The 18294-nt window shown below is 69.2% G+C and carries 16 protein-coding genes; 13 read left to right on the forward strand and 3 right to left on the reverse strand.

The window, feature by feature from the left end:
- Positions 1 to 6 precede the first annotated feature (6 nt).
- Positions 7 to 1791 (reverse strand): N-acetylglutaminylglutamine synthetase, encoded by a 1785-nt coding sequence (ngg, locus tag H7I57_RS27120; RefSeq protein WP_264027422.1) that lies wholly within the window; start codon positions 1789 to 1791, stop codon positions 7 to 9.
- Between the two features lie 49 nt (positions 1792 to 1840).
- Positions 1841 to 3661 carry an N-acetylglutaminylglutamine amidotransferase gene (locus H7I57_RS27125; RefSeq protein ID WP_264027423.1) on the reverse strand — a complete coding sequence of 607 codons (1821 nt, stop codon included), beginning with the start codon at positions 3659 to 3661 and terminating at the stop codon, positions 1841 to 1843.
- A gap of 256 nt (positions 3662 to 3917) precedes the next feature.
- Here H7I57_RS27125 and H7I57_RS27130 point away from each other — a divergent pair, with 256 nt between their 5' ends.
- The 7 genes from H7I57_RS27130 (at position 3918) to H7I57_RS27160 (ending at position 12254) form a co-directional block, all read left to right on the forward strand.
- Positions 3918 to 5279, forward strand: a complete 1362-nt coding sequence (locus H7I57_RS27130; protein WP_264027424.1) for a glutamine synthetase family protein — start codon at positions 3918 to 3920, stop codon at positions 5277 to 5279.
- On the forward strand, positions 5260 to 6060 hold the full coding sequence (locus H7I57_RS27135; protein ID WP_264027425.1) for a gamma-glutamyl-gamma-aminobutyrate hydrolase family protein: 801 nt from the start codon (positions 5260 to 5262) through the stop codon (positions 6058 to 6060). Before H7I57_RS27130 ends, H7I57_RS27135 begins: the two co-directional genes overlap by 20 nt.
- Positions 6057 to 7424: an aldehyde dehydrogenase family protein gene (locus tag H7I57_RS27140; RefSeq protein WP_264027426.1), complete on the forward strand. Its 1368-nt coding sequence runs from the start codon at positions 6057 to 6059 to the stop codon at positions 7422 to 7424. Before H7I57_RS27135 ends, H7I57_RS27140 begins: the two co-directional genes overlap by 4 nt.
- A gap of 5 nt (positions 7425 to 7429) precedes the next feature.
- Positions 7430 to 8203: a 3-oxoacyl-ACP reductase gene (locus H7I57_RS27145; protein WP_264027452.1), complete on the forward strand. Its 774-nt coding sequence runs from the start codon at positions 7430 to 7432 to the stop codon at positions 8201 to 8203.
- Between the two features lie 8 nt (positions 8204 to 8211).
- Positions 8212 to 8940: a FadR/GntR family transcriptional regulator gene (locus H7I57_RS27150; protein WP_264027427.1), complete on the forward strand. Its 729-nt coding sequence runs from the start codon at positions 8212 to 8214 to the stop codon at positions 8938 to 8940.
- 39 nt (positions 8941 to 8979) lie between these two features.
- On the forward strand, positions 8980 to 9300 hold the full coding sequence (locus H7I57_RS27155) for an ArsR/SmtB family transcription factor (protein WP_264027429.1): 321 nt from the start codon (positions 8980 to 8982) through the stop codon (positions 9298 to 9300).
- A 98-nt stretch (positions 9301 to 9398) separates the two neighbouring features.
- Entirely contained in the window at positions 9399 to 12254 is a 2856-nt protein-coding gene (locus tag H7I57_RS27160; RefSeq protein WP_264027431.1) for an AfsR/SARP family transcriptional regulator, read from the forward strand.
- Positions 12255 to 12383: 129 nt separating this feature from the next.
- Here the strand turns inward: H7I57_RS27160 and H7I57_RS27165 are convergent, their stop codons facing one another.
- Positions 12384 to 12746 (reverse strand): hypothetical protein, encoded by a 363-nt coding sequence (locus H7I57_RS27165; RefSeq protein WP_264027433.1) that lies wholly within the window; start codon positions 12744 to 12746, stop codon positions 12384 to 12386.
- A 297-nt stretch (positions 12747 to 13043) separates the two neighbouring features.
- Between H7I57_RS27165 and H7I57_RS27170 the strand changes: the two genes are divergently transcribed.
- From H7I57_RS27170 to H7I57_RS27195, 6 genes are read left to right on the forward strand one after another with little or no spacing between them, the layout of a single operon-like run.
- The gene (locus H7I57_RS27170; RefSeq protein WP_264027435.1) at positions 13044 to 13874 is read left to right on the forward strand and encodes a class I SAM-dependent methyltransferase; all 831 of its coding nucleotides are present in this window, start codon (positions 13044 to 13046) and stop codon (positions 13872 to 13874) included.
- Between the two features lie 35 nt (positions 13875 to 13909).
- Complete coding sequence (locus tag H7I57_RS27175; protein WP_264027436.1) at positions 13910 to 15520, forward strand: PGRS repeat-containing protein; 1611 nt, start codon at positions 13910 to 13912, stop codon at positions 15518 to 15520.
- 59 nt (positions 15521 to 15579) lie between these two features.
- The gene (locus tag H7I57_RS27180; protein WP_264027437.1) at positions 15580 to 16281 is read left to right on the forward strand and encodes an energy-coupling factor ABC transporter permease; all 702 of its coding nucleotides are present in this window, start codon (positions 15580 to 15582) and stop codon (positions 16279 to 16281) included.
- Positions 16278 to 16640: a PDGLE domain-containing protein gene (locus H7I57_RS27185; protein ID WP_264027439.1), complete on the forward strand. Its 363-nt coding sequence runs from the start codon at positions 16278 to 16280 to the stop codon at positions 16638 to 16640. Before H7I57_RS27180 ends, H7I57_RS27185 begins: the two co-directional genes overlap by 4 nt.
- A 2-nt stretch (positions 16641 to 16642) precedes the next feature.
- Positions 16643 to 17416, forward strand: coding sequence for a cobalt ECF transporter T component CbiQ (gene cbiQ, locus H7I57_RS27190; protein WP_264027441.1), 774 nt, complete (start codon positions 16643 to 16645; stop codon positions 17414 to 17416).
- On the forward strand, positions 17413 to 18147 hold the full coding sequence (locus tag H7I57_RS27195) for an energy-coupling factor ABC transporter ATP-binding protein (protein ID WP_264027453.1): 735 nt from the start codon (positions 17413 to 17415) through the stop codon (positions 18145 to 18147). Before cbiQ ends, H7I57_RS27195 begins: the two co-directional genes overlap by 4 nt.
- Positions 18148 to 18294 lie beyond the last annotated feature (147 nt).

Raw genomic sequence — 18294 nt, forward strand, 5'->3', positions numbered from 1 at the left:
TCGGGGTCAGGGCCTGTCCGGATCGGCGCGGTCGATCTCGTCGGGCGTCCAGGCCTGCGGTAGCCCGGGCTGGCCGGGAAACAGGAAGTCCACGAATGCCTTTGCGGTGGGCTGTGGCTCGTGATTGGCCAGGCCCGGGCGTTCGTTGGCTTCGATGAACGCGTACTCGGGCCGGGTCACGTCGGGCACGAGCAGGTCGATGCCCGTCACCGGGATGCCGATCGCCTCGGCCGCGGCCACCGCCACCGCCCGCAGTTCCGGGTGCACGGTGGCGGTGACGTCGTGGATGGTGCCGCCCTGGTGCAGGTTCGCCGTTCGCCGGACGCGCAACCGCTCACCCTCGGGCAGGACGTCGTCGAACGAATAGCCGGCCTCCCGCACCGTGGTCTCGGTGACGGCGTCGACCGGGATCCGGGACTCGCCGCCGGTCGCGGCCGCACGCCGCCGGCTCTGCGCATCGATCAGCTCACGGATGGTGTGGCGACCGGTGCCGGTGACCTCGGCGGGCATCCGCAGCGCCGCGGCGACCACCTTGCCGTCGATCACCACGAGCCGCAGATCGTCGCCCTCGGCGCGCTGCTCGATGAGGACCTCGGGATGCTGCTCCCTGGCCCGGGCCAGCGCCGCGTCGAGCTCGTCGGGGCCGTCGACCCCCACCGTGATCCCCTTGCCCTGTTCACCCCGGGTGGGCTTGACGACGACGTCACCGACCTCGGCGAGGAACTCGTGGTCGGCCTCGTCGAACGTCGCCAGCCGGCCCTTGGGCACGGTGATGCCGGCTTCGGAGACGATGCGCCGGGTGAGTCGTTTGTCGTCGCAACGGCTCATCGCCACCGCGGAGGTGTACTCGGACAACGATTCACGGGTCACGACGCTGCGCCCGCCGTGCGACAGACGCATCTCGCCGGCTTCCGCGTCGAGCACCTCGACCCAGATCCCGCGGCGCATGGCCTCGTCGGCGATGATCCGCGCGTACGGGTTGAGGTCGTCGACCGTCTCGGGTGGATGCGTGAACAGCGGTTCGTTGATGGCGTTCTTGCGTTTGACCGCCATCACCGGCACCCGGGTGAAGCCGAGCTTCTCGTACAGGGCGATCGCGGCGTTGTTGTCGTGTGCCACCGAGAGATCCATGTAGGCGCGATCGCGGTCCCGGTAGATGGCGGCCAGGCTGTGGGTCAGCGCGGCGCCCACACCGGGAAGGGACGCGGTCGGATCAACGGCCAGCGTCCACAGGCTCGAGCCGTTCTCCGGGTCGGAGAACAGGCCCTTGTGGTCCACACCCGTCACCGTGCCCAGCACGGCCCCGTCGCCGTCACGCACGGCCACGAGGTAGTCGACCGAGGCCTGGTGGCAGTGGTTGTCCCAGATGACGTCGATGGGTGCGGGCACCATGCCGCACCGCACGTAGACCCGGTTCATCTCGTCGGCGTCCTCGCGGCTTTCCAGCGTACGCACGCTGAACCCGCTCAGCGTGGGAACGCTGTCCTCGGTCTCGGCGAACCTCAGCCGATAGGTGTGGCTCGGGTCGATGAACAGCTCGGCAGGCGCCAGGGACACCAGGACATGGGGTTCGCGGGCGTAGATGCAGATGTCGCGGCGGCCGTGCCCCTCCTGGCGCAACACCTCAGCCAGCTTCTCGGGGTCGGCGAACGTCTGCCCGAAAATGAGCCTGCCCCAACCCAGTTCGAGGACCACATCGTCGGACATCGCGTCCACCATGTGCGGCGGGGAGGGCTCGTGCAGGGCGAGCGTCATCGCCTCCGGATGGTCGGGGTCGGGGTCGACTGTCATACTTCGACTCTCGCTCGTTCGTTCCCTACTCGCGGTCGCCTTCGGGCGGTCATACGGCCGGCCCGTTGATCCCGTGCCGCTGCAGCCACAGCTCCAGCAGCGCGATCTGCCACAGCTCGTTGCCGCGCAGCGGCGTCAGCCTGCCGTTGGGATCGGCCAGGAGTCGCTCCACCGCCTCCGGACGGAACAGCCCACGCTCCTTGGCGGCGGGCGCGTACAGCGCGTCGCGGACCAGATCGAGGTACGGGCCCTCGAGATGGGTGAGCGCGGGCACCGGGAAGTAGCCCTTGGGACGGTCGATCACGTCGGAGGGGATCACCTTGCGGGCCGCCTGCTTGAGCACCCCCTTGCCCTCGTAGGCGGTCTTGTACTGCGGGGGACAGGTGGCGGCCAGCTCGACGAGTTCGTGGTCGAGGAAGGGCACCCGGCCCTCCAGCCCCCACGCCATCGTCATGTTGTCGACCCGCTTGACCGGGTCGTCGACCAGCATCACGGTGCTGTCCAGGCGCAGTGCCCGGTCGACGCCCGTCTCGGCGCCCGCGCGGGCGAAGTGCTCGGCGACGAAGAGCTCACTGGGATCGTCGGCGGTCGCCAGCGAGGGAGACACCAGGGCCGAGTAGGCCGCCTGGTCCCGGTCGAAGAACGCCGCGCGGTAGCTGGCCACCGAGCCCGGCACCGATGCCGCCGCAGGTTCCCCCATCGGCGGGTACCAGTGGTAGCCGGCGAACACCTCGTCGGCGCCCTGACCGGACTGCACGACCTTGACGTGCTTGGACACCTCCTGGCTGAGTAGGTAGAACGCCACGCAGTCGTGGCTGACCATCGGCTCGCTCATCGCGGCGATCGCGCCGTCGAGGGCGGGCAGCATCCGCTCGGTCCCGATGCGGATCTGATGGTGATCGGTGCCGAACCGCTCGGCGATGATGTCGGAGTAGCGGAACTCGTCACCCGCGACGCCGCCGACCGATTCGAAGCCGATCGAGAACGTCTTCAACCCGTGCTGACCGGCTTCGGCGAGCAACCCGACGATCAGGCTGGAGTCCACACCGCCGGAGAGCAGACAGCCCACCGGCACGTCGGCGACCAGCCGCCGCTTGACGGCCACCCGCAGGGACTCGAGAACCGCGTCCTCCCAGTCCTGTTCGGACCAGCCGGAGCGGTCGTCGTGCCGGGTGAAGTCCGGCTCCCAGTACGTCGTGGTGACCGGCCTCCGGTAACCGCCGTGCCAGTCGGGCTCGATCGCCACCAGCGAGGCGGGCGGAACCTTGCTGACCCCGCGCAGGATCGTGCGTGGGGGAGGCACCACCGAGTGGAACGTCAAGTAGTGGTGCAGGGCCACCTGGTCGATCCGGGTGTCGACGCCCCCGCCGGCGAGCAGCGAGGGCAACGAGGACGCGAATCGGATCCGGTCGGCGTCCTCGGTCATGTACAGCGGCTTGATGCCGAGGCGGTCGCGACCGAGCAGCACCCGGCCGCTGTCGCGCTCGACGATGGCGAAGGCGAACATGCCCTTGAGGTGGTCGACGAACCGGTCACCCCAGTGGTGGTAACCCTTCAGCAACACCTCGGTGTCGCTGTGGGAGAAGAACCGGTAGCCGTGGCCGGAGAGTTCGTCGCGCAGCTGTTCGTAGTTGTAGATGCAGCCGTTCCAGGCCACCGCCAGCCCGAGCTCGGAGTCGATCATCGGCTGCGCCCCGGCCTCGGAGAGATCGATGATCTTCAGGCGTCGATGCCCGAGGGCGACGCCCCCCTGCGACCACGCCCCGGCGGCATCCGGCCCACGCGGGACCATGACCTCGGCCATCGCAGCTACGGCGCTGATATCTGGGGTTCTTCCGTCGAGGCGTACCTCGCCGGTGGCTCCACACACCCGTTCGACCCTACTCTGTGTCGGCGCTTCCTCAATCGGACAGTTCGCGACCGGGCGGCAGCCCGCGGCGCCGTCGTAACGCACCCAGGCCGGATGGAGTCAAACGCCGCTGCGGCAATCAAGATCGAGACGCTCGTCACCGTCTGGTCGAGGGGGCCGTTTCGTCTATTGGTCTGGTGTCCTACCTTTGAACGTGGCAGTTTGTGGAGGGTAAGAGCGAGTTCGTGACACCGAAGGACGCGGAGGAAGACCGGGCATGCTGTCGAAAACCGATCTCGAACGGCAGGTCTCCGCGGGGGACGTGGACACGGTCATCGTCGCGTTCTGCGACATGCAGGGCAGGCTGACCGGAAAGCGGATCTCGGCGCGGCTGTTCGTCGAGGAGGTCGCCGCGCACGGCGCCGAGTGCTGCAACTACCTGCTGGCCGTCGACGTCGACATGAACACCGTCGACGGCTATGCGATGTCGAGCTGGGAGACCGGTTACGGCGACATGGTGATGACACCCGACTTCAGCACCCTGCGGCTGCTGCCGTGGCTGCCCGGTACCGCGATGGTGATGGCGGATCTGTCGTGGACCGACGGCCGGCCGGTGACCCAGGCGCCCCGCACGATCCTGCGGACCCAGCTCGACCGGCTCGCCGAGCGCGACATGGGCGTGATCGCCGCCACCGAGCTCGAGTTCATGGTGTTCGACGACGCCTACCGCGACGCGTGGAAGTCCGGCTATCGCGACCTGACGCCGGCCACCGACTACAACATCGACTACGCGATGCTGGCGTCCACCCGGATGGAACCGCTGCTGCGCGACATCCGCCTCGGGATGGAGGGTGCGGGACTGTACTGCGAGGGCGTCAAGGGGGAGTGCAACCTCGGTCAGCAGGAGATCGGGTTCCGGTACGACGACGCACTGATCACCTGCGACAACCACGCGATCTACAAGAACGGCGCCAAGGAGATCGCCGATCAGCACGGCAAGAGCCTGACGTTCATGGCGAAGTTCGACGAGCGCGAAGGCAACAGCTGCCACATCCACATCTCGTTCCGGCGGCTGGACGGTAGTCCAGACGGTGTAGCCGTGTTCGCCGACGACACCGACGAGCTGGGTATGTCCGCGATGTTCCGCAGCTTCGTGGCGGGCCAGCTGGCCACCCTTCGTGAGATGACGTTGTTCTACGCGCCGAACATCAACTCCTACAAGCGCTATGTCGACGGCAGCTTCGCGCCGACCGCGGTCGCGTGGGGGATCGACAACCGCACCTGCGCGCTGCGGGTGGTCGGCCACGGCCACGGCATGCGGATGGAGTGTCGCGCCCCCGGCGGTGACGTCAATCAGTACCTGGCGGTGTCGGCGCTGATCGCCGGTGGTCTGCACGGCATCGACCAGAAGCTCGAGCTGCCGGATGCGGTGCAGGGCAACGCCTACACCAGCGACGCCGAACGGCTCCCGACGACGCTGGCCGAAGCGGTCGAGTTGTTCGACAATTCCCAGGTCGCGCGCGACGCGTTCGGCGACGACGTGGTCGACCACTACCTCAACAACGCGCGCGTCGAGCTCAAGGCGTTCAACGCCGCGGTGACGGACTGGGAGCGGGTGCGTGGCTTCGAACGGCTTTGAGGCCGGCGCCGAGCCGGTTCGGGACCGTCCGGTGCTCGGGCTGACCACCTATCTGCAGCCGGCCCAGACCGGAGTATGGGACGTTCGTGCCAGTTTCCTTCCCGCGATCTATTTCGAGGGCATGGCCATGGCGGGCGGCATCTCGGTGCTGCTGCCGCCGCAGCCCGCCGATGCCGCGGTCGCCGAGCGGGTGCTCGACGGTCTCGACGCGCTCGTCATCACCGGCGGCCGCGACGTCGACCCCGCGGCCTACACCAGCCCGCGGCACCCGATGACCGACGAACCGCTCGCCGACGGGCGCCTGCGCGACACGTTCGAGTTCACGCTGCTGCAGGGAGCGCTGCGCCGGCGTATGCCGATCCTCGGCATCTGCCGGGGCGCGCAGGTGCTCAACGTCGCGCTGGGCGGCACCCTGCACCAGCACCTGCCGGACGTCGTCGGCCACACCCGCCACCAGCAGGGCAACGCGGTGTTCACGACGTCGTCGATCACGACGGTGCCCGGGACCAGGTTGGCGGCACTCGTCGGGCCTGCCACCGATGCGCAGTGCTATCACCACCAGGCCATCGACCGGCTCGGTGACGGCCTGATCGTCAGCGCCTCCGACACCGACGGCGTCATCGAGGCCGTCGAGCTCGACCCACGACGAAACCCGGACCACTGGCTCGTCGCCGTGCAGTGGCACCCCGAGGAGCGACTCGACGACCTGAGGTTGTTCGCCGGCCTGGTCGAGGCCGCGGGCCGTTACGCAACACAGAGAACGCAGAAAGTGAGTTCATGACATCCAGCGAGGTGATCAATCCGGCGACCGAGGAGGTTCTGCGCACCGTCGAGCAGACCGACGAGGCCGGGGTCGACGACGCGGTGGCGCGCGCCAAGGCCGCCCAGCGGGGATGGGCCCGGCAGGCGCCGGCAGAACGCGCCGCCGCGATGCGGGCCTTCGCGGCGGTGGTGGACGCCCACATCGACGAACTGGCCGCTCTCGAGGTGGCCAACTCCGGGCATCCGATCGGGAACGCACGGTGGGAGGCCGGGCACGTCCGCGATGTCCTGCAGTACTACTCGGCGACACCGGAACGACTGTCGGGCAAGCAGATTCCGGTCGCGGGCGGCTGGAACGTCACCTTCAACGAGCCGCTCGGAGTGGTCGGCGTCATCACTCCGTGGAACTTCCCGATGACCATCGCGGCGTGGGGGTTCGCCCCGGCGCTCGCCGCAGGCAACGCGGTGCTGGTCAAGCCCGCCGAGTGGACGCCGCTGACCACCATCCGGCTCGGCGAGCTCGCGGTCGAGGCGGGCTTACCCGCCGACGTGTTCCGCGTGCTGCCCGGCAAGGGATCGGTGGTCGGGGAGCGCTTCGTCAGCCATCCCGACGTGCGCAAGATCGTGTTCACGGGATCCACGGAGGTCGGCACGCGCGTGATGGCAGGTGCTGCGGCACAGGTCAAACGGGTCACCCTGGAGCTGGGTGGCAAGAGTGCCAACATCGTCTTCGACGACTGTGACCTCGAACGCGCAGCGGCGAGCGCTCCGTATGGGGTTTTCGACAACGCCGGGCAGGACTGCTGCGCGCGCAGCCGGATTCTGGTGCAGCGCAACGTCTATGACAAGTTCATGGAGTTGCTGGAACCCGCCGTCAAAGGTGTCGTGGTGGGAGACCCCCTGTCCGGTGACACCGAGATGGGCCCGTTGGTGTCGAAGGCGCACTGGAACTCGGTGTCGGCGTATGTGCCCGACGGCGCACCCATTGCGTTCCGGGGTTCCGCTCCCGACGGCCCCGGCTACTGGTTCGCGCCGACGGTGCTGACCCCGCCGCGCGACGACCGCACCGTCGTCGAGGAGATCTTCGGTCCCGTCGTCACCGTCCTGCCGTTCGACGACGAAGCCGACGCCATCGCGCTGGCCAACGACACCGTCTACGGCCTGTCCGGATCCATCTGGACCGACAACCTGTCGCGGGCGCTGCGGGTGTCGCGCGGCGTGGAATCCGGCAATCTGTCGGTCAACTCGCACTCCTCGGTCCGCTACAGCACGCCCTTCGGCGGGTTCAAGCAGTCCGGGCTTGGCCGCGAACTCGGACCCGACGCCCCGTTGTCGTTCACCGAAACCAAGAACGTCTTCATCGCCGTGCAGGAGGCTTTGTGACCAAAGTGGATCTGACCCAACGACTCGCCGGCAAGGTCGCGGTCATCACCGGGGGCGCCAGTGGCATCGGCCTGGCGACTGCCAAGCGGATGAGGGCCGAGGGCGCGACGATCGTCATCGGCGACATCGACCCCGCGACGGGCAAGACCGTCGCCGACGACCTGAACGGCACGTTCGTTCAGGTCGATGTCTCCGACCAGGTTGCCGTCGACGCGCTGTTCGACACCGCCGCCGAGGCTCACGGCTCGGTGGACATCGCCTTCAACAACGCGGGCATCAGCCCCCCGGAGGACGACCTGATCGAGAACACCGGCATCGACGCGTGGGACCGGGTGCAGGACATCAACCTCAAGTCGGTGTTCTTCTGCTGCAAGGCGGCACTTCGCCACATGGTGCCCGCGCAGAAGGGGTCGATCGTCAACACCGCGTCGTTCGTCGCGGTGATGGGGTCGGCGACGTCGCAGATCTCCTACACGGCCTCCAAGGGCGGGGTGCTGGCGATGTCGCGCGAACTCGGCGTGCAGTACGCGCGCCAGGGGATCCGGGTCAACGCGCTGTGCCCCGGACCCGTGAACACGCCTCTGCTGCAAGAGTTGTTCGCCAAGGATCCCGAGCGCGCGGCGCGCCGACTGGTGCACGTGCCGGTCGGCCGGTTCGCCGAGCCGGAGGAGCTGGCCGCCGCGGTCGCGTTCCTGGCCAGCGATGACGCGTCATTCATCACCGCGTCGACCTTCCTCGTCGACGGCGGCATCAGCGGTCACTACGTGACGCCGCTGTAGGCGGTCCGATGACGGCCTCACCGGACCCAAGAGACGCTTACGCAAGCGACGCGCTACTGCGTCCGGTGCGGCCGCTGAACGCCTTCGAGGACACCGTCGAGCGGCTGTTGCAGACGATCCGGCTGGGTGTGCTGCATCCGGGCGAATCCCTGCCGCCGGAACGGGAGTTGGCGACCCGGTTGGGCGTCAGTCGCGACACCGTGCGCGAGGCGATCAAGTCGCTGGCCGACGCCGGGTATCTGGTCTCCCGCCGCGGTCGCTACGGAGGCACGTTCCTGGCCGACGCCCTCCCGGCGCCGAGCGCCGACGAGGTCCGGTTCACCCGCGCCGACATCGACGACGCCCTGAGGCTGCGGGAGATCCTGGAGGTGGGTGCCGCGCGGATGGCGGCGGGCCGGACGCTCACGGCGAGCGAGCGCGAGGCGCTGTGCCAGCGGCTGGCCGACGTGCGCGGTGCCGACCCGCAGGACTACCGCCGTCTGGATTCCCGCCTGCACCTGGCGATCGCCGAGGCCTCGGGGGCCCCGTCGCTGGTGCCCCTGGTCGCGCAGAACCGGATGCGGCTCAACGAGCTGCTGGATTGCATTCCGCTGCTCGCCCGCAACATCGCGCACTCCGACGAACAGCACGAGACGATCGTGACGGCGATCCTCGCCGGCGACGCCGACAGCGCGGCACAGACGATGACGGCGCACGTGTGGGCGTCGGCGGCGCTGCTGCACGGATTCCTGGACTGACCTCCGCAACCGGGTCCACCCGGGACTAGATTTGCAGTCGTGGAGGATCAACGGTTGGTCGAACGGGCGACGTCGGCGCTGGCCGAGGTCGACACGCCGGGTTGGGCGCAGCGGTTCGACCTGGTGTCCGATCCACATCGACTGGAGATCCTGCTGAGCCTGCACCGAGCACCCGGCATCTGTGTGAGCGATCTCGCCGCGGCTCTCGGCAGGTCGGAGAACTCGGTATCGCAGGCCCTCCGGGTGCTGCGCCAGCAGGGCTGGGTGAACAGCACCCGCGCAGGCCGATCGGTGACCTACCGGCTGGAGGATGAGACCGTGCACGATCTCCTGCACTGGATCGGCGCCCGGCACGGCTGAGGTTGCCAAGTCGGTCGTAGACCGGCACCTGGCCGGGTAAGCTCCCCCTCGCCAGACATCCCCGCGTTCGCTGGGTGTCTGAGGAAAGGGTGCACCGGATGTCCGTGGAATTCCGGTTGCTCGGCGACGTCGAGGCACGATCACGCGGGCAGCGTCTCGACATCGGTCATGCTCGGCAGCGGTGTGTGCTGGTGGCGCTGCTGGTCGACGTCAACCGACCCGTTCCGGCAGACATGCTCATCGATCGCGTTTGGGCGGATGAACCGCCGCACCGCGCCCGGAACGCGTTGGCCTCGTACGTATCCCGGCTCCGCCAGGTGGTGGAGGATGACGGCGACGTGCAGATCGTGCGTCAATCCGGGGGATACGTCCTGACAGCGGACCCGATGACGGTCGACCTACATTGCTTCAGGCGGCTGGCGGCCAAAGCGCGCGCGACCGTCGATCCCGCTGCCGCCGCGCAGCTGTTCGACGAGGCCCTCGAGTTGTGGCACCGCGAAGCGTTCGTATCCCTTGACACCCCTTGGGTCAACGAGGTGCGGACATCGCTTTCGGTAGAACACCTTTCAGTCCAGCTGGACCGCAACGACGTGCTCCTGCAGGTCGGACGTCACGCGGAGCTGCTCGGCCGTCTCGCCGAAGCGGTCAAGGTGAACCCGCTCGATGAACGGCTGGCCGGCCAGTTGATGCTGGCTCAGTACCGCAGCGGTCGGCAGGCCGATGCCCTGGACATCTACCGCACGATGCGCGAGAGGCTTGTCGAGGAACTCGGTGTCGACCCGGGACCGTCGCTTCGAGCGGTGCACCGGCGGATCCTCGACGGTGACCCGACACAGGCCGTCGCACCAGCCAGGCCGTCTGCGCGCGTCGTCACCCGCGTCCGCGAGAACCTGCCCCGGCGAGCCACCCGGCTCATCGGTCGGGACGACGACGTGGTCCGCGTCGCCGCCGTCGTCGACGACGGCCCGCTGGTCACGCTCACCGGGGTGGGGGGCGTCGGCAAGACCAGGCTGGCGCTCGAGGTGGCCGACCACATCCGGGACCGACTCGAGGACGGCGCGTGGTTCTGCGAACTGGCACCGGTCGAAGACGCCTCGGCGGTGACCCACGCCGTCGCGGCGACGCTGCGGTTGCAGCAACAGCAGGGCCTCGGCATCGAGGCCACGGTGATCGAGTATCTGCGCTCTCGCGAGTTGCTGTTGGTGATCGACAACTGCGAGCACGTCCTGGACACAGCCGCGAGGCTGCTCGATCAGATCGTTCGGTATTGTCCGCGGGCATCGGTGCTGGCCACCAGCAGAGAAGCGCTCGGCGTCGAGGGTGAGCGGATTCTGCAGGTCCCGCCGCTGACGGCCGAGGACGCCGTCGCGTTGTTCGCCGATCGGGCCAGGGCCGGCCGGCCCGGCTTCGACATCGACCACGAGCCGGTGGGCGCGGTGGCCGAGATCTGCCGACGCCTCGACGGCCTGCCACTGGCGATCGAATTGGCCGCCGCCCGAATGCGAGTGACGAGCAGCCTCGACATTGCGCGTCGGCTGGACAAGTTGCGGCTGCTCAGCGGTGGGGCCCGTGGTGTCGCGCCCCGCCAGCAGAGCCTCGCCGCGACGATCGAGTGGTCCTACCGACTCCTCGCGCAATCCGAGCAGTCCCTTTTCATGCGATTGTCGGTCTTTGCGGGCGACTTCGATCTCGAGGCGGCACACGGCGTGTGCGCCGAGAACGGGGCGAGCGAAGACGACACCCTCGAGCTGCTGGCCGGTCTGGTCGACAAATCGATGGTGACCGTGCGCGGTGACAGCCACCGGACCCGCTACGGCGTCTTGGAGACGCTGCGCGCATTTGGGCGTGATCGGCTGCGCGACAACGGCGTCGACGACCACTACGGCATGCGACATGCGGTGTACTTCACCGAGTTGGCGCAACGTGCGGCCGCCGGCATGCACAGCGCAGATGAACGGGCCTGGGTCGAGCGCCTGCTGCCCGACTGCGACAACCTGCGCGCCGCGTTCGAGCGTGCGATGGCCGACCGGGACATCGACCTTGCTCTCGGGCTGGTCACCTCGCTGTCCGAACTCGTCCATCTGCGCGTCGGTTACGAGTCCGCCGGTTGGGCGGAACGGGTGATCGTCGACGCGGATCCCGACCATCCGTTGTTCGCGTCGGCCGTCGGCGTGTGCGCACGGGGTGCCTGGAACCGCGGCGAGTTCTCGCGTGCGACGTCACTGGCAGCCCTTGCGCGCGGACGCATTCCGGGGCGGGGGGCTGGACGAGTGGCCTATCCGGCCGACGTCCTCGCCGACGTGGCGCTGTACGAGGGTGACCCGGTGGCCGCCCTCGCGCACTACCAGGGCGCCGTCGACGCCGCCCGCTCGGATGCCGATCCGATTCGGTTGGTGTGGGCCCTGTTCTATGTCGCGATCTGCCAGGCCGCGCTGCGCACCCCGGAAGCCGGTGTGCCCGCCGCCGAGGAGTCGATGGCGGTCGCGGAGGCGACCGAGAATCCGACCGCGCGATCCATGGCGCGCTACGCACTCGGCCTGGTGCTCAAGAAATCCGACCCGGACAGGGCCCTCGCATTGTTCGACGAGGCGGCGGAGTTGGCCGCCGGGGTGCAGAACTTCTGGTGGCACGGGATCGCGTTGATGGAGGGCGCGGCCACCCGCGCGGTGCACGGTGACCCCGCCATCGCGGCACCGGCCCTCGTCGAGGTCCTCGACCACTGGGACCGAGTGGGCGACTGGAGCCAGCAATGGCTCAACCTGCGTTACGTGACGCGGTTCCTCTTCCGTGTCGGTGCCGTGGAGGACGCGGCAGCGCTGCATCGGGCGTTGCTCGCGGCCGGTCGATCGTCGCCCCTCGCTGCGGGCGACGTCCCCGCCGAAGCCGCGTCGGAGGCACTGAGTGGGGCGGCCGCCGTCGCGCGGGCCCGGTCGGCGCTGAACCGGTACGGCTGAGGGGCCTGTCCGGTCCGACGATGCACCGGACAGGGCCAGGCGACCAGTACTGGAAGGTAGCGGAGACCGGGTTGGTCAATGGCCCGATGACGTGGTTGTTTCCGCGCCTGAACTCGAGGCGGTTCACCGTCACCGTGATGTGCCGCCCGGCGTCAAACCGCCGGGCGCGTTGCTTCCAGGGGCAGGGCTGTCAGGCGCGTCGGTAGCCATGGTTGGCCTGGTGCCAACATTGATCTGCGGCGGCAACGATGCGGACTCCTCCTGCTGCACCGCGGCATTTGCGGCAGGCGCCCGGCACACTCCGTCGGAGCCTAGATCTCCGCCTGAAACGATGCAGCAACCGTCTGTGTCTCTGATCGTCCTGCTCATGCAGACGTCATATCTGTCGATATCCCATTCAGCGCTGGCAATTGCCGCGCCCGGGCAAAGCGCGGCGGCAGCGATCACGGCCGCGCCGCCGATCAGCGTCGGGATGTTCTTCAATGTGGTCATCTCTTTTGTCTCCCTTGGCTTGTGGGCCAACGGCTGACCCGCTGACCGAGCGGACCAACCGTGCTCGCCGAGGTTGCAGCAACCGTGACGTGATCGTGGAATCCGCCGGTCAAGCCGCGTGCTGGAGCACGGACGGTTCCTTGTTCGTCTGCGGGTGCGGTCGGCGCGGTCCGGCAGCCGGCGTGCATACGGCGCCGAAGACGCTGTGAACAGCTGATTTCACGTTCTTTCAACGGTTTCTCAATGCGCACGGTTCAGGCTGTGACCGTCGACCACTGAGGTAACAGGAGGGGCGAAATGACAACCGCCGAAGCCGATCGGGAACTCAAGGAGAAGCACCGTGCGCTCTGGGCGTCGGGTGACTATCCCGCCGTCGCCGCAGACTTGATCTCGGAACTGGGCCCGGTGCTGGTTCGCGCGTGCGGCGTGCGCCCCGGAGACCGGGTCCTCGATGTCGCCGCCGGGTCCGGCAACGCGGCCATTGCCGCCGCCGCGGCCGGTGGGATCGTCACAGCAAGCGATCTGACTCCTGAAATGTTCGGCCCAGGGCGGGCGATCGCCGCCGAGCGCGGCGTCGAACTGGAGTGGGTGGAGGCCGACGCCGAGGCATTGCCGTTCGCCGACAACAGCTTCGACATCGTGATGTCCTGTGTGGGAGCCATGTTCGCACCCCGCCATCAGGCCGTCGCCGACGAGCTGGTCCGGGTGGTCAGACCCGGCGGAACCATCGGGATGATCAACTGGACACCGCAGGGTTTCATCGGTCGCCTCTTCGCGACCATGAAGCCCTACGCGCCGCCGCCTCCGCCCGGTGCCTCCCCGCCGCCACTGTGGGGCGACGAGGATCACGTCGGGCAGCTGTTCGGTGATCGGGTCGCGGCGCTGCGGACCCAGCGGCAAACGGTGGTGATGGACCACTGCGCCGATCCGGCCGAGTTCCGCGAGTACTGGAAAAGCAATTACGGGCCGACCATTGCGACCTATCGGTTCAACGCCGATCAGCCGGAGCGCATCGAGGCGCTCGACAGCGACTTCCTCGCCTTGCTGACTGACTGGAACCGCGAGACCATCCCCGGCCGCACCGCCTACGACGCCGAGTATCTGTTGGTCACCGCGGTCAAGCGCTGAGCAAGTTGTTTTGTTCACGGACAGGAGAATTCGACATGGACACCAACACCGCATCGCCGAGCCGCCGGACGGTCGGGCGCGTCGGCACGCTCGCGGTCGCTCTCGGCGTCGGGCTCGTCGCCGCGCCCACTTCGGTGGGACTGGCCGACGAGTCGGCCGCCCGCCATGCCGGCGGCCGAACGGCCCCGGTCGCGCAGGGGTATCCGACGCATCCGCTGCTGTCCGCGACGGGGTTTGCGACGCCGGGTCCGGTGACGGTGCCCGACGGCCGCCCCGAGCCTGCGGTCCTCATCGCACGACCGGTCTCGGTGACTCTCGGTGATCACCGAATGCGGGCAGGTGTCCGAGTCCATCCGGTTTCCGCCGTGACGACTTCGCTCCCCGGCGGCGGCATCGCGGACGGGACCGCCGACGACGGTGCGGATGAACATGCGCTGCTGATGGATTCACGTCAGCTACGGGAACTGATCAGGCCGCTGCGGTCGTCGTCGCCGCCGGGTGATCGGGGAGACTCCCACGGGTTCGGGCCGTCGCCGAGTGTCGCTGGCGGTTCCACGGTGGAGTTGACCGGCCTGTTCAGTTCCACCGGCGCGTTCCTGGGCCTGATCGGGCCGGGGGGACTGCTCATCGGCAACGGTGTGCTGCCCGGCCAGAACGGTGGACTGCTGATCGGCAACGGTGCCGACGGTGGTCTCGGACAGGACGGCGGCAATGGCGGGTTGTTGTTGGGTAACGGCGGAAAGGGCGGCGACGCCGGGATTGCGGGTCAGTCAGGTGCCAGCGGCGGGCGCGCGGGGTTGTTCGGCAACGGCGGCGCCGGTGGTGCGGGCTGGAGAGCCAGCAGCACCACGGCGGCCGCCACGGGCACCCGCGGCGGAAACGGCGGTGCCGGCGGGTTGTTCGGCGTCGGCGGTGCCGGCGGTGCCGGAGGTGATGCGAGCAGCACTGCGGCGGCGGCGACGGCAGGTCACGGCGGAAACGGTGGCGCGGCCGGGTTCCTGGGCAGAGGCGGTGTCGGTGGTGCGGGTGGCCTGGCCAGCAGTGCCGCCAGTACGGCGATCGGCGGCAACGGCGGGATGGGCGGCGGGGCAACGGGATTCGCCCGGGCGGGCGGTGCGGGCGGGGCCGGCGGGGAGGCGCGGTCCTTCGATTCGGCTGTGACCGCCGGTACGGGCGGCAACGGCGGTGACGCCGGGCTCTTCGGCGGTGGAGGTAACGGCGGCCGGGGTGGCTACGCCTTCCGGACCGGCATCGGGACGGTGACCGGCGCGGTCAACGCCGGCGCGGGTGGGAACGGTGGAAACGCCGCCGGGTTCGGGGACGGCGGCCACGGTGGCGTTGGCGGCAATGCCAATGCCGCGAAGGGCACCGCCAACAGCGGTGCCGGCGGTCACGGCGGTGACGTCGCGATCGCCGGCGTCGGGGGCAGTGGCGGCAGCGCTGGTGAGGCCACCGCCGGCAACGGCGACGCGAACGGCAACGGCGGGGGCAACGGCGGCGACGGGGGTACCAGGCGCGGGGCCGGCGGTGCCGGCGGGCAGGGCGGCGGTGCCAAGACCACCTCGTCCGGTCCGGCTGCGGGTGGTACCGGCGGCGACGGGAAGACCAGCGACGGCACCAGGGGCGCCGACGGTGCGGACGGCTGACGACGCCTGAACAGCTGTTCATCTAGACAGGTAACGGCCGGGCCCCTAGGCTCAGCTCAATGTCCAGCTCTCTCGTCGCGATGCACATGAGCGACGGCATCGTCAACGCGCAGACATCGGTGATGTTCGGGGCGGTCGCGCTTCTCGCGCTCGGTCTGTGCGTCTGGAGGGCGCGCACCGAACTCGACGAACGGACCGTCCCGCTGGCGGGTCTCGTCGCGGCGTTCATCTTCGCCGTCCAGATGGTCAACTTCCCGATCCTGCCCGGCGTGAGCGGTCACTTGCTCGGTGGTGCGCTCGCCGCCATCCTCGTGGGCCCGTACACCGGCGCCCTGTGCATCGGCATCGTCCTGGTGGTGCAGTCCCTGCTGTTCGCCGACGGCGGCGTCACGGCGCTGGGGATGAACATCGTCAACATGGGGATCATCGGTGTCGCCGCCGGGTACGGCGTCGCGATGGCGATGTACTCGGTGGTGCGCCGCAGGACCGACAGCCCGCCGGTGCGCACCCTGGGCTTCATCGCCTTCCTCGCCGCACTCATCGGAACGGTTTGCGCGGCAATGGGCTTCGTACTCGAGTACGCGATCGGCGGAGCCGCCCCGGCATCCATGAGCACAGTCGCGGGCTACATGTTCGTCACGCACGTGCTGATCGGCGTCGGCGAGGGCGTCATCACCGCGGTCACCGTGATGGCGGTCGCGCGGTCCCGCCCCGACCTGGTTCACCTGTTGCGACGCCACCGAGCGCGGGTTCCCGCATGACCCGGCGCTGGTCGTTGTTGGCGGCGTTCGCCGTCGCCACGCTGCTGATCGCCGGGGTCGTCTCATACTTCGCCAGCTCCAGTCCCGACGGCCTGGACTCGACCACGCTGCGCGGCTGCGAGGTCGTCGAGACCGCCGACGGCGAGCAGCTGACAGGTGATTGCATCGCGCAGCACACCGACGAACACCACCTCGCCGATTCCCCGCTGGCCGACTACGCGCTCGGCGGGCGCGAGGGCAGCGGGGGACTGGCGGGGGTGATCGGCGTGCTCGTCACGGTCGTGGTCGCCGGTGGTGGCTTCTGGCTGATCGCCCGCACCCGCAGGGACTCCGACGCCGACGAGCCGAGCGGGCGGTAGCCGTGGGTGCCGGAGCCCATCCGCTGTACCGACACGGCGACTCCGCGGTACACCGGGCGTCCGCCGAGGTCAAGATCGTCTGCCTGCTGGTGTTCGTGCTGGCCGTCGTCGCCACCCCGCGGGAGATGTTCTGGCCGTTCGCGGTCTTCGCACTGATCGTGGTGGCTGTCTGGCAGCTGGCGCGTATCCCGCTGCGCTGGATCCTGCCGCGGATGCTGATCGAGGCCCCGTTCCTGGTGCTGGCCCTGCTGCTGCCCTTCGCCGAGGGCGGTGAGCGCGTCGAGGTCGCCGGGTTGCAGCTGTCGGTCGCCGGGCTGTACGCGGCGTGGGGGATCGTCATCAAGGGCACCCTGGGGGTGGCGGCGGCGCTGACGCTGGCCGCCACCACCGCGGCCGCCGAGCTGCCCGCCGCGCTGAGCCGGCTCGGTGTCCCCGCGGTGGTGACCTCGGTGCTGGTGCTGATGATCCGGTACATCGACCTGCTCGCCGCGGAGGCGGGCAGGATGCGGATGGCCCGGATCTCGCGGGGGGATTCACCGCGGGCACTGCACCAGGTGCGCGCCATCGCCACCGGCATCGGCGCGTTGTTCCTACGGTCCTACGAGCGGGGAGAGCGGGTGTATCACTCGATGCTGTCGAGGGGTTTCGACGGGAGCGTCCCCGACCTCGCAGTGATCGGAGCTCCGCCCAGGGCGGTCCCGGTCCAATGGGCGTTGACGATGGTCCCGGCCGTCGCCGCGGTGTCGGTGTCGGTGTCGGCGTGGTTGATCCGATGACCCCCGCGGTGCACGTCGAGGCGCTGCGCCACGTATATCCGGACGGCCACGTCGCCCTCGACGGTGTCGACCTCAGCGTCGCCCCCGGTGAGCGCGTTGCGGTGCTCGGGCCCAACGGTGCAGGCAAGACCACGCTGATGCTGCATCTCAACGGCGTGCTCACCGCTACCTCGGGGTCGGTGCGCATCGGTGGCATGCCGGTGGACCGCAAGAACCTCCGCGACGTCAGGCAGCGTGTCGGTCTGGTTTTCCAGGATCCCGACGACCAGTTGTTCATGCCGACCGTCGCGCAGGACGTCGCGTTCGGCCCCGCCAACTTCGGGCTGCGGGGCACGCAGCTCGCCGATCGGGTGGCGCACGCGCTGGCCACCGTGTCGCTGACCGAGCAGGCCGACCGCAACCCCACCCATCTGTCGGCCGGTCAGCGCCGTCGCGCCGCGCTGGCCACGGTACTGGCGTGTGATCCGCAGATCCTGGTGCTCGACGAGCCGTCGGCCAACCTGGACCCGGTGGCCAGACGTGAACTGGCCGAGACGCTTTCGGGCCTCGACGCGACGATGCTGATCGTCACCCACGACCTGCCGTATGCGGCTCAGCTGTGCCGGCGCGCCGTCGTGGTGGACGGCGGGGTGGTGGTGGCCGACGGCGCGATCAACGACATCCTGGCCGACGAGGCGCTGCTGGCCGCGCACCGGCTGGAACTGCCGTGGGGTTTCGCGGTCCGCACCTGACCAGCTCCCCGCCGGAATTGCATTCCAGCAGAGAAATGTCGAGAAGGTGCCTGCTAATCCGAAAATAGAGGTGAGGTGCGCTGGGTGTGGGCGCGTCGGTGTTGCCGTGGGTGCCACGGCGGGTTTGGTGTGTTCGCGGGTCAGGCT

This window comes from Mycolicibacterium pyrenivorans (assembly GCF_025821625.1).
Lineage (GTDB): Bacteria > Actinomycetota > Actinomycetes > Mycobacteriales > Mycobacteriaceae > Mycobacterium > Mycobacterium pyrenivorans.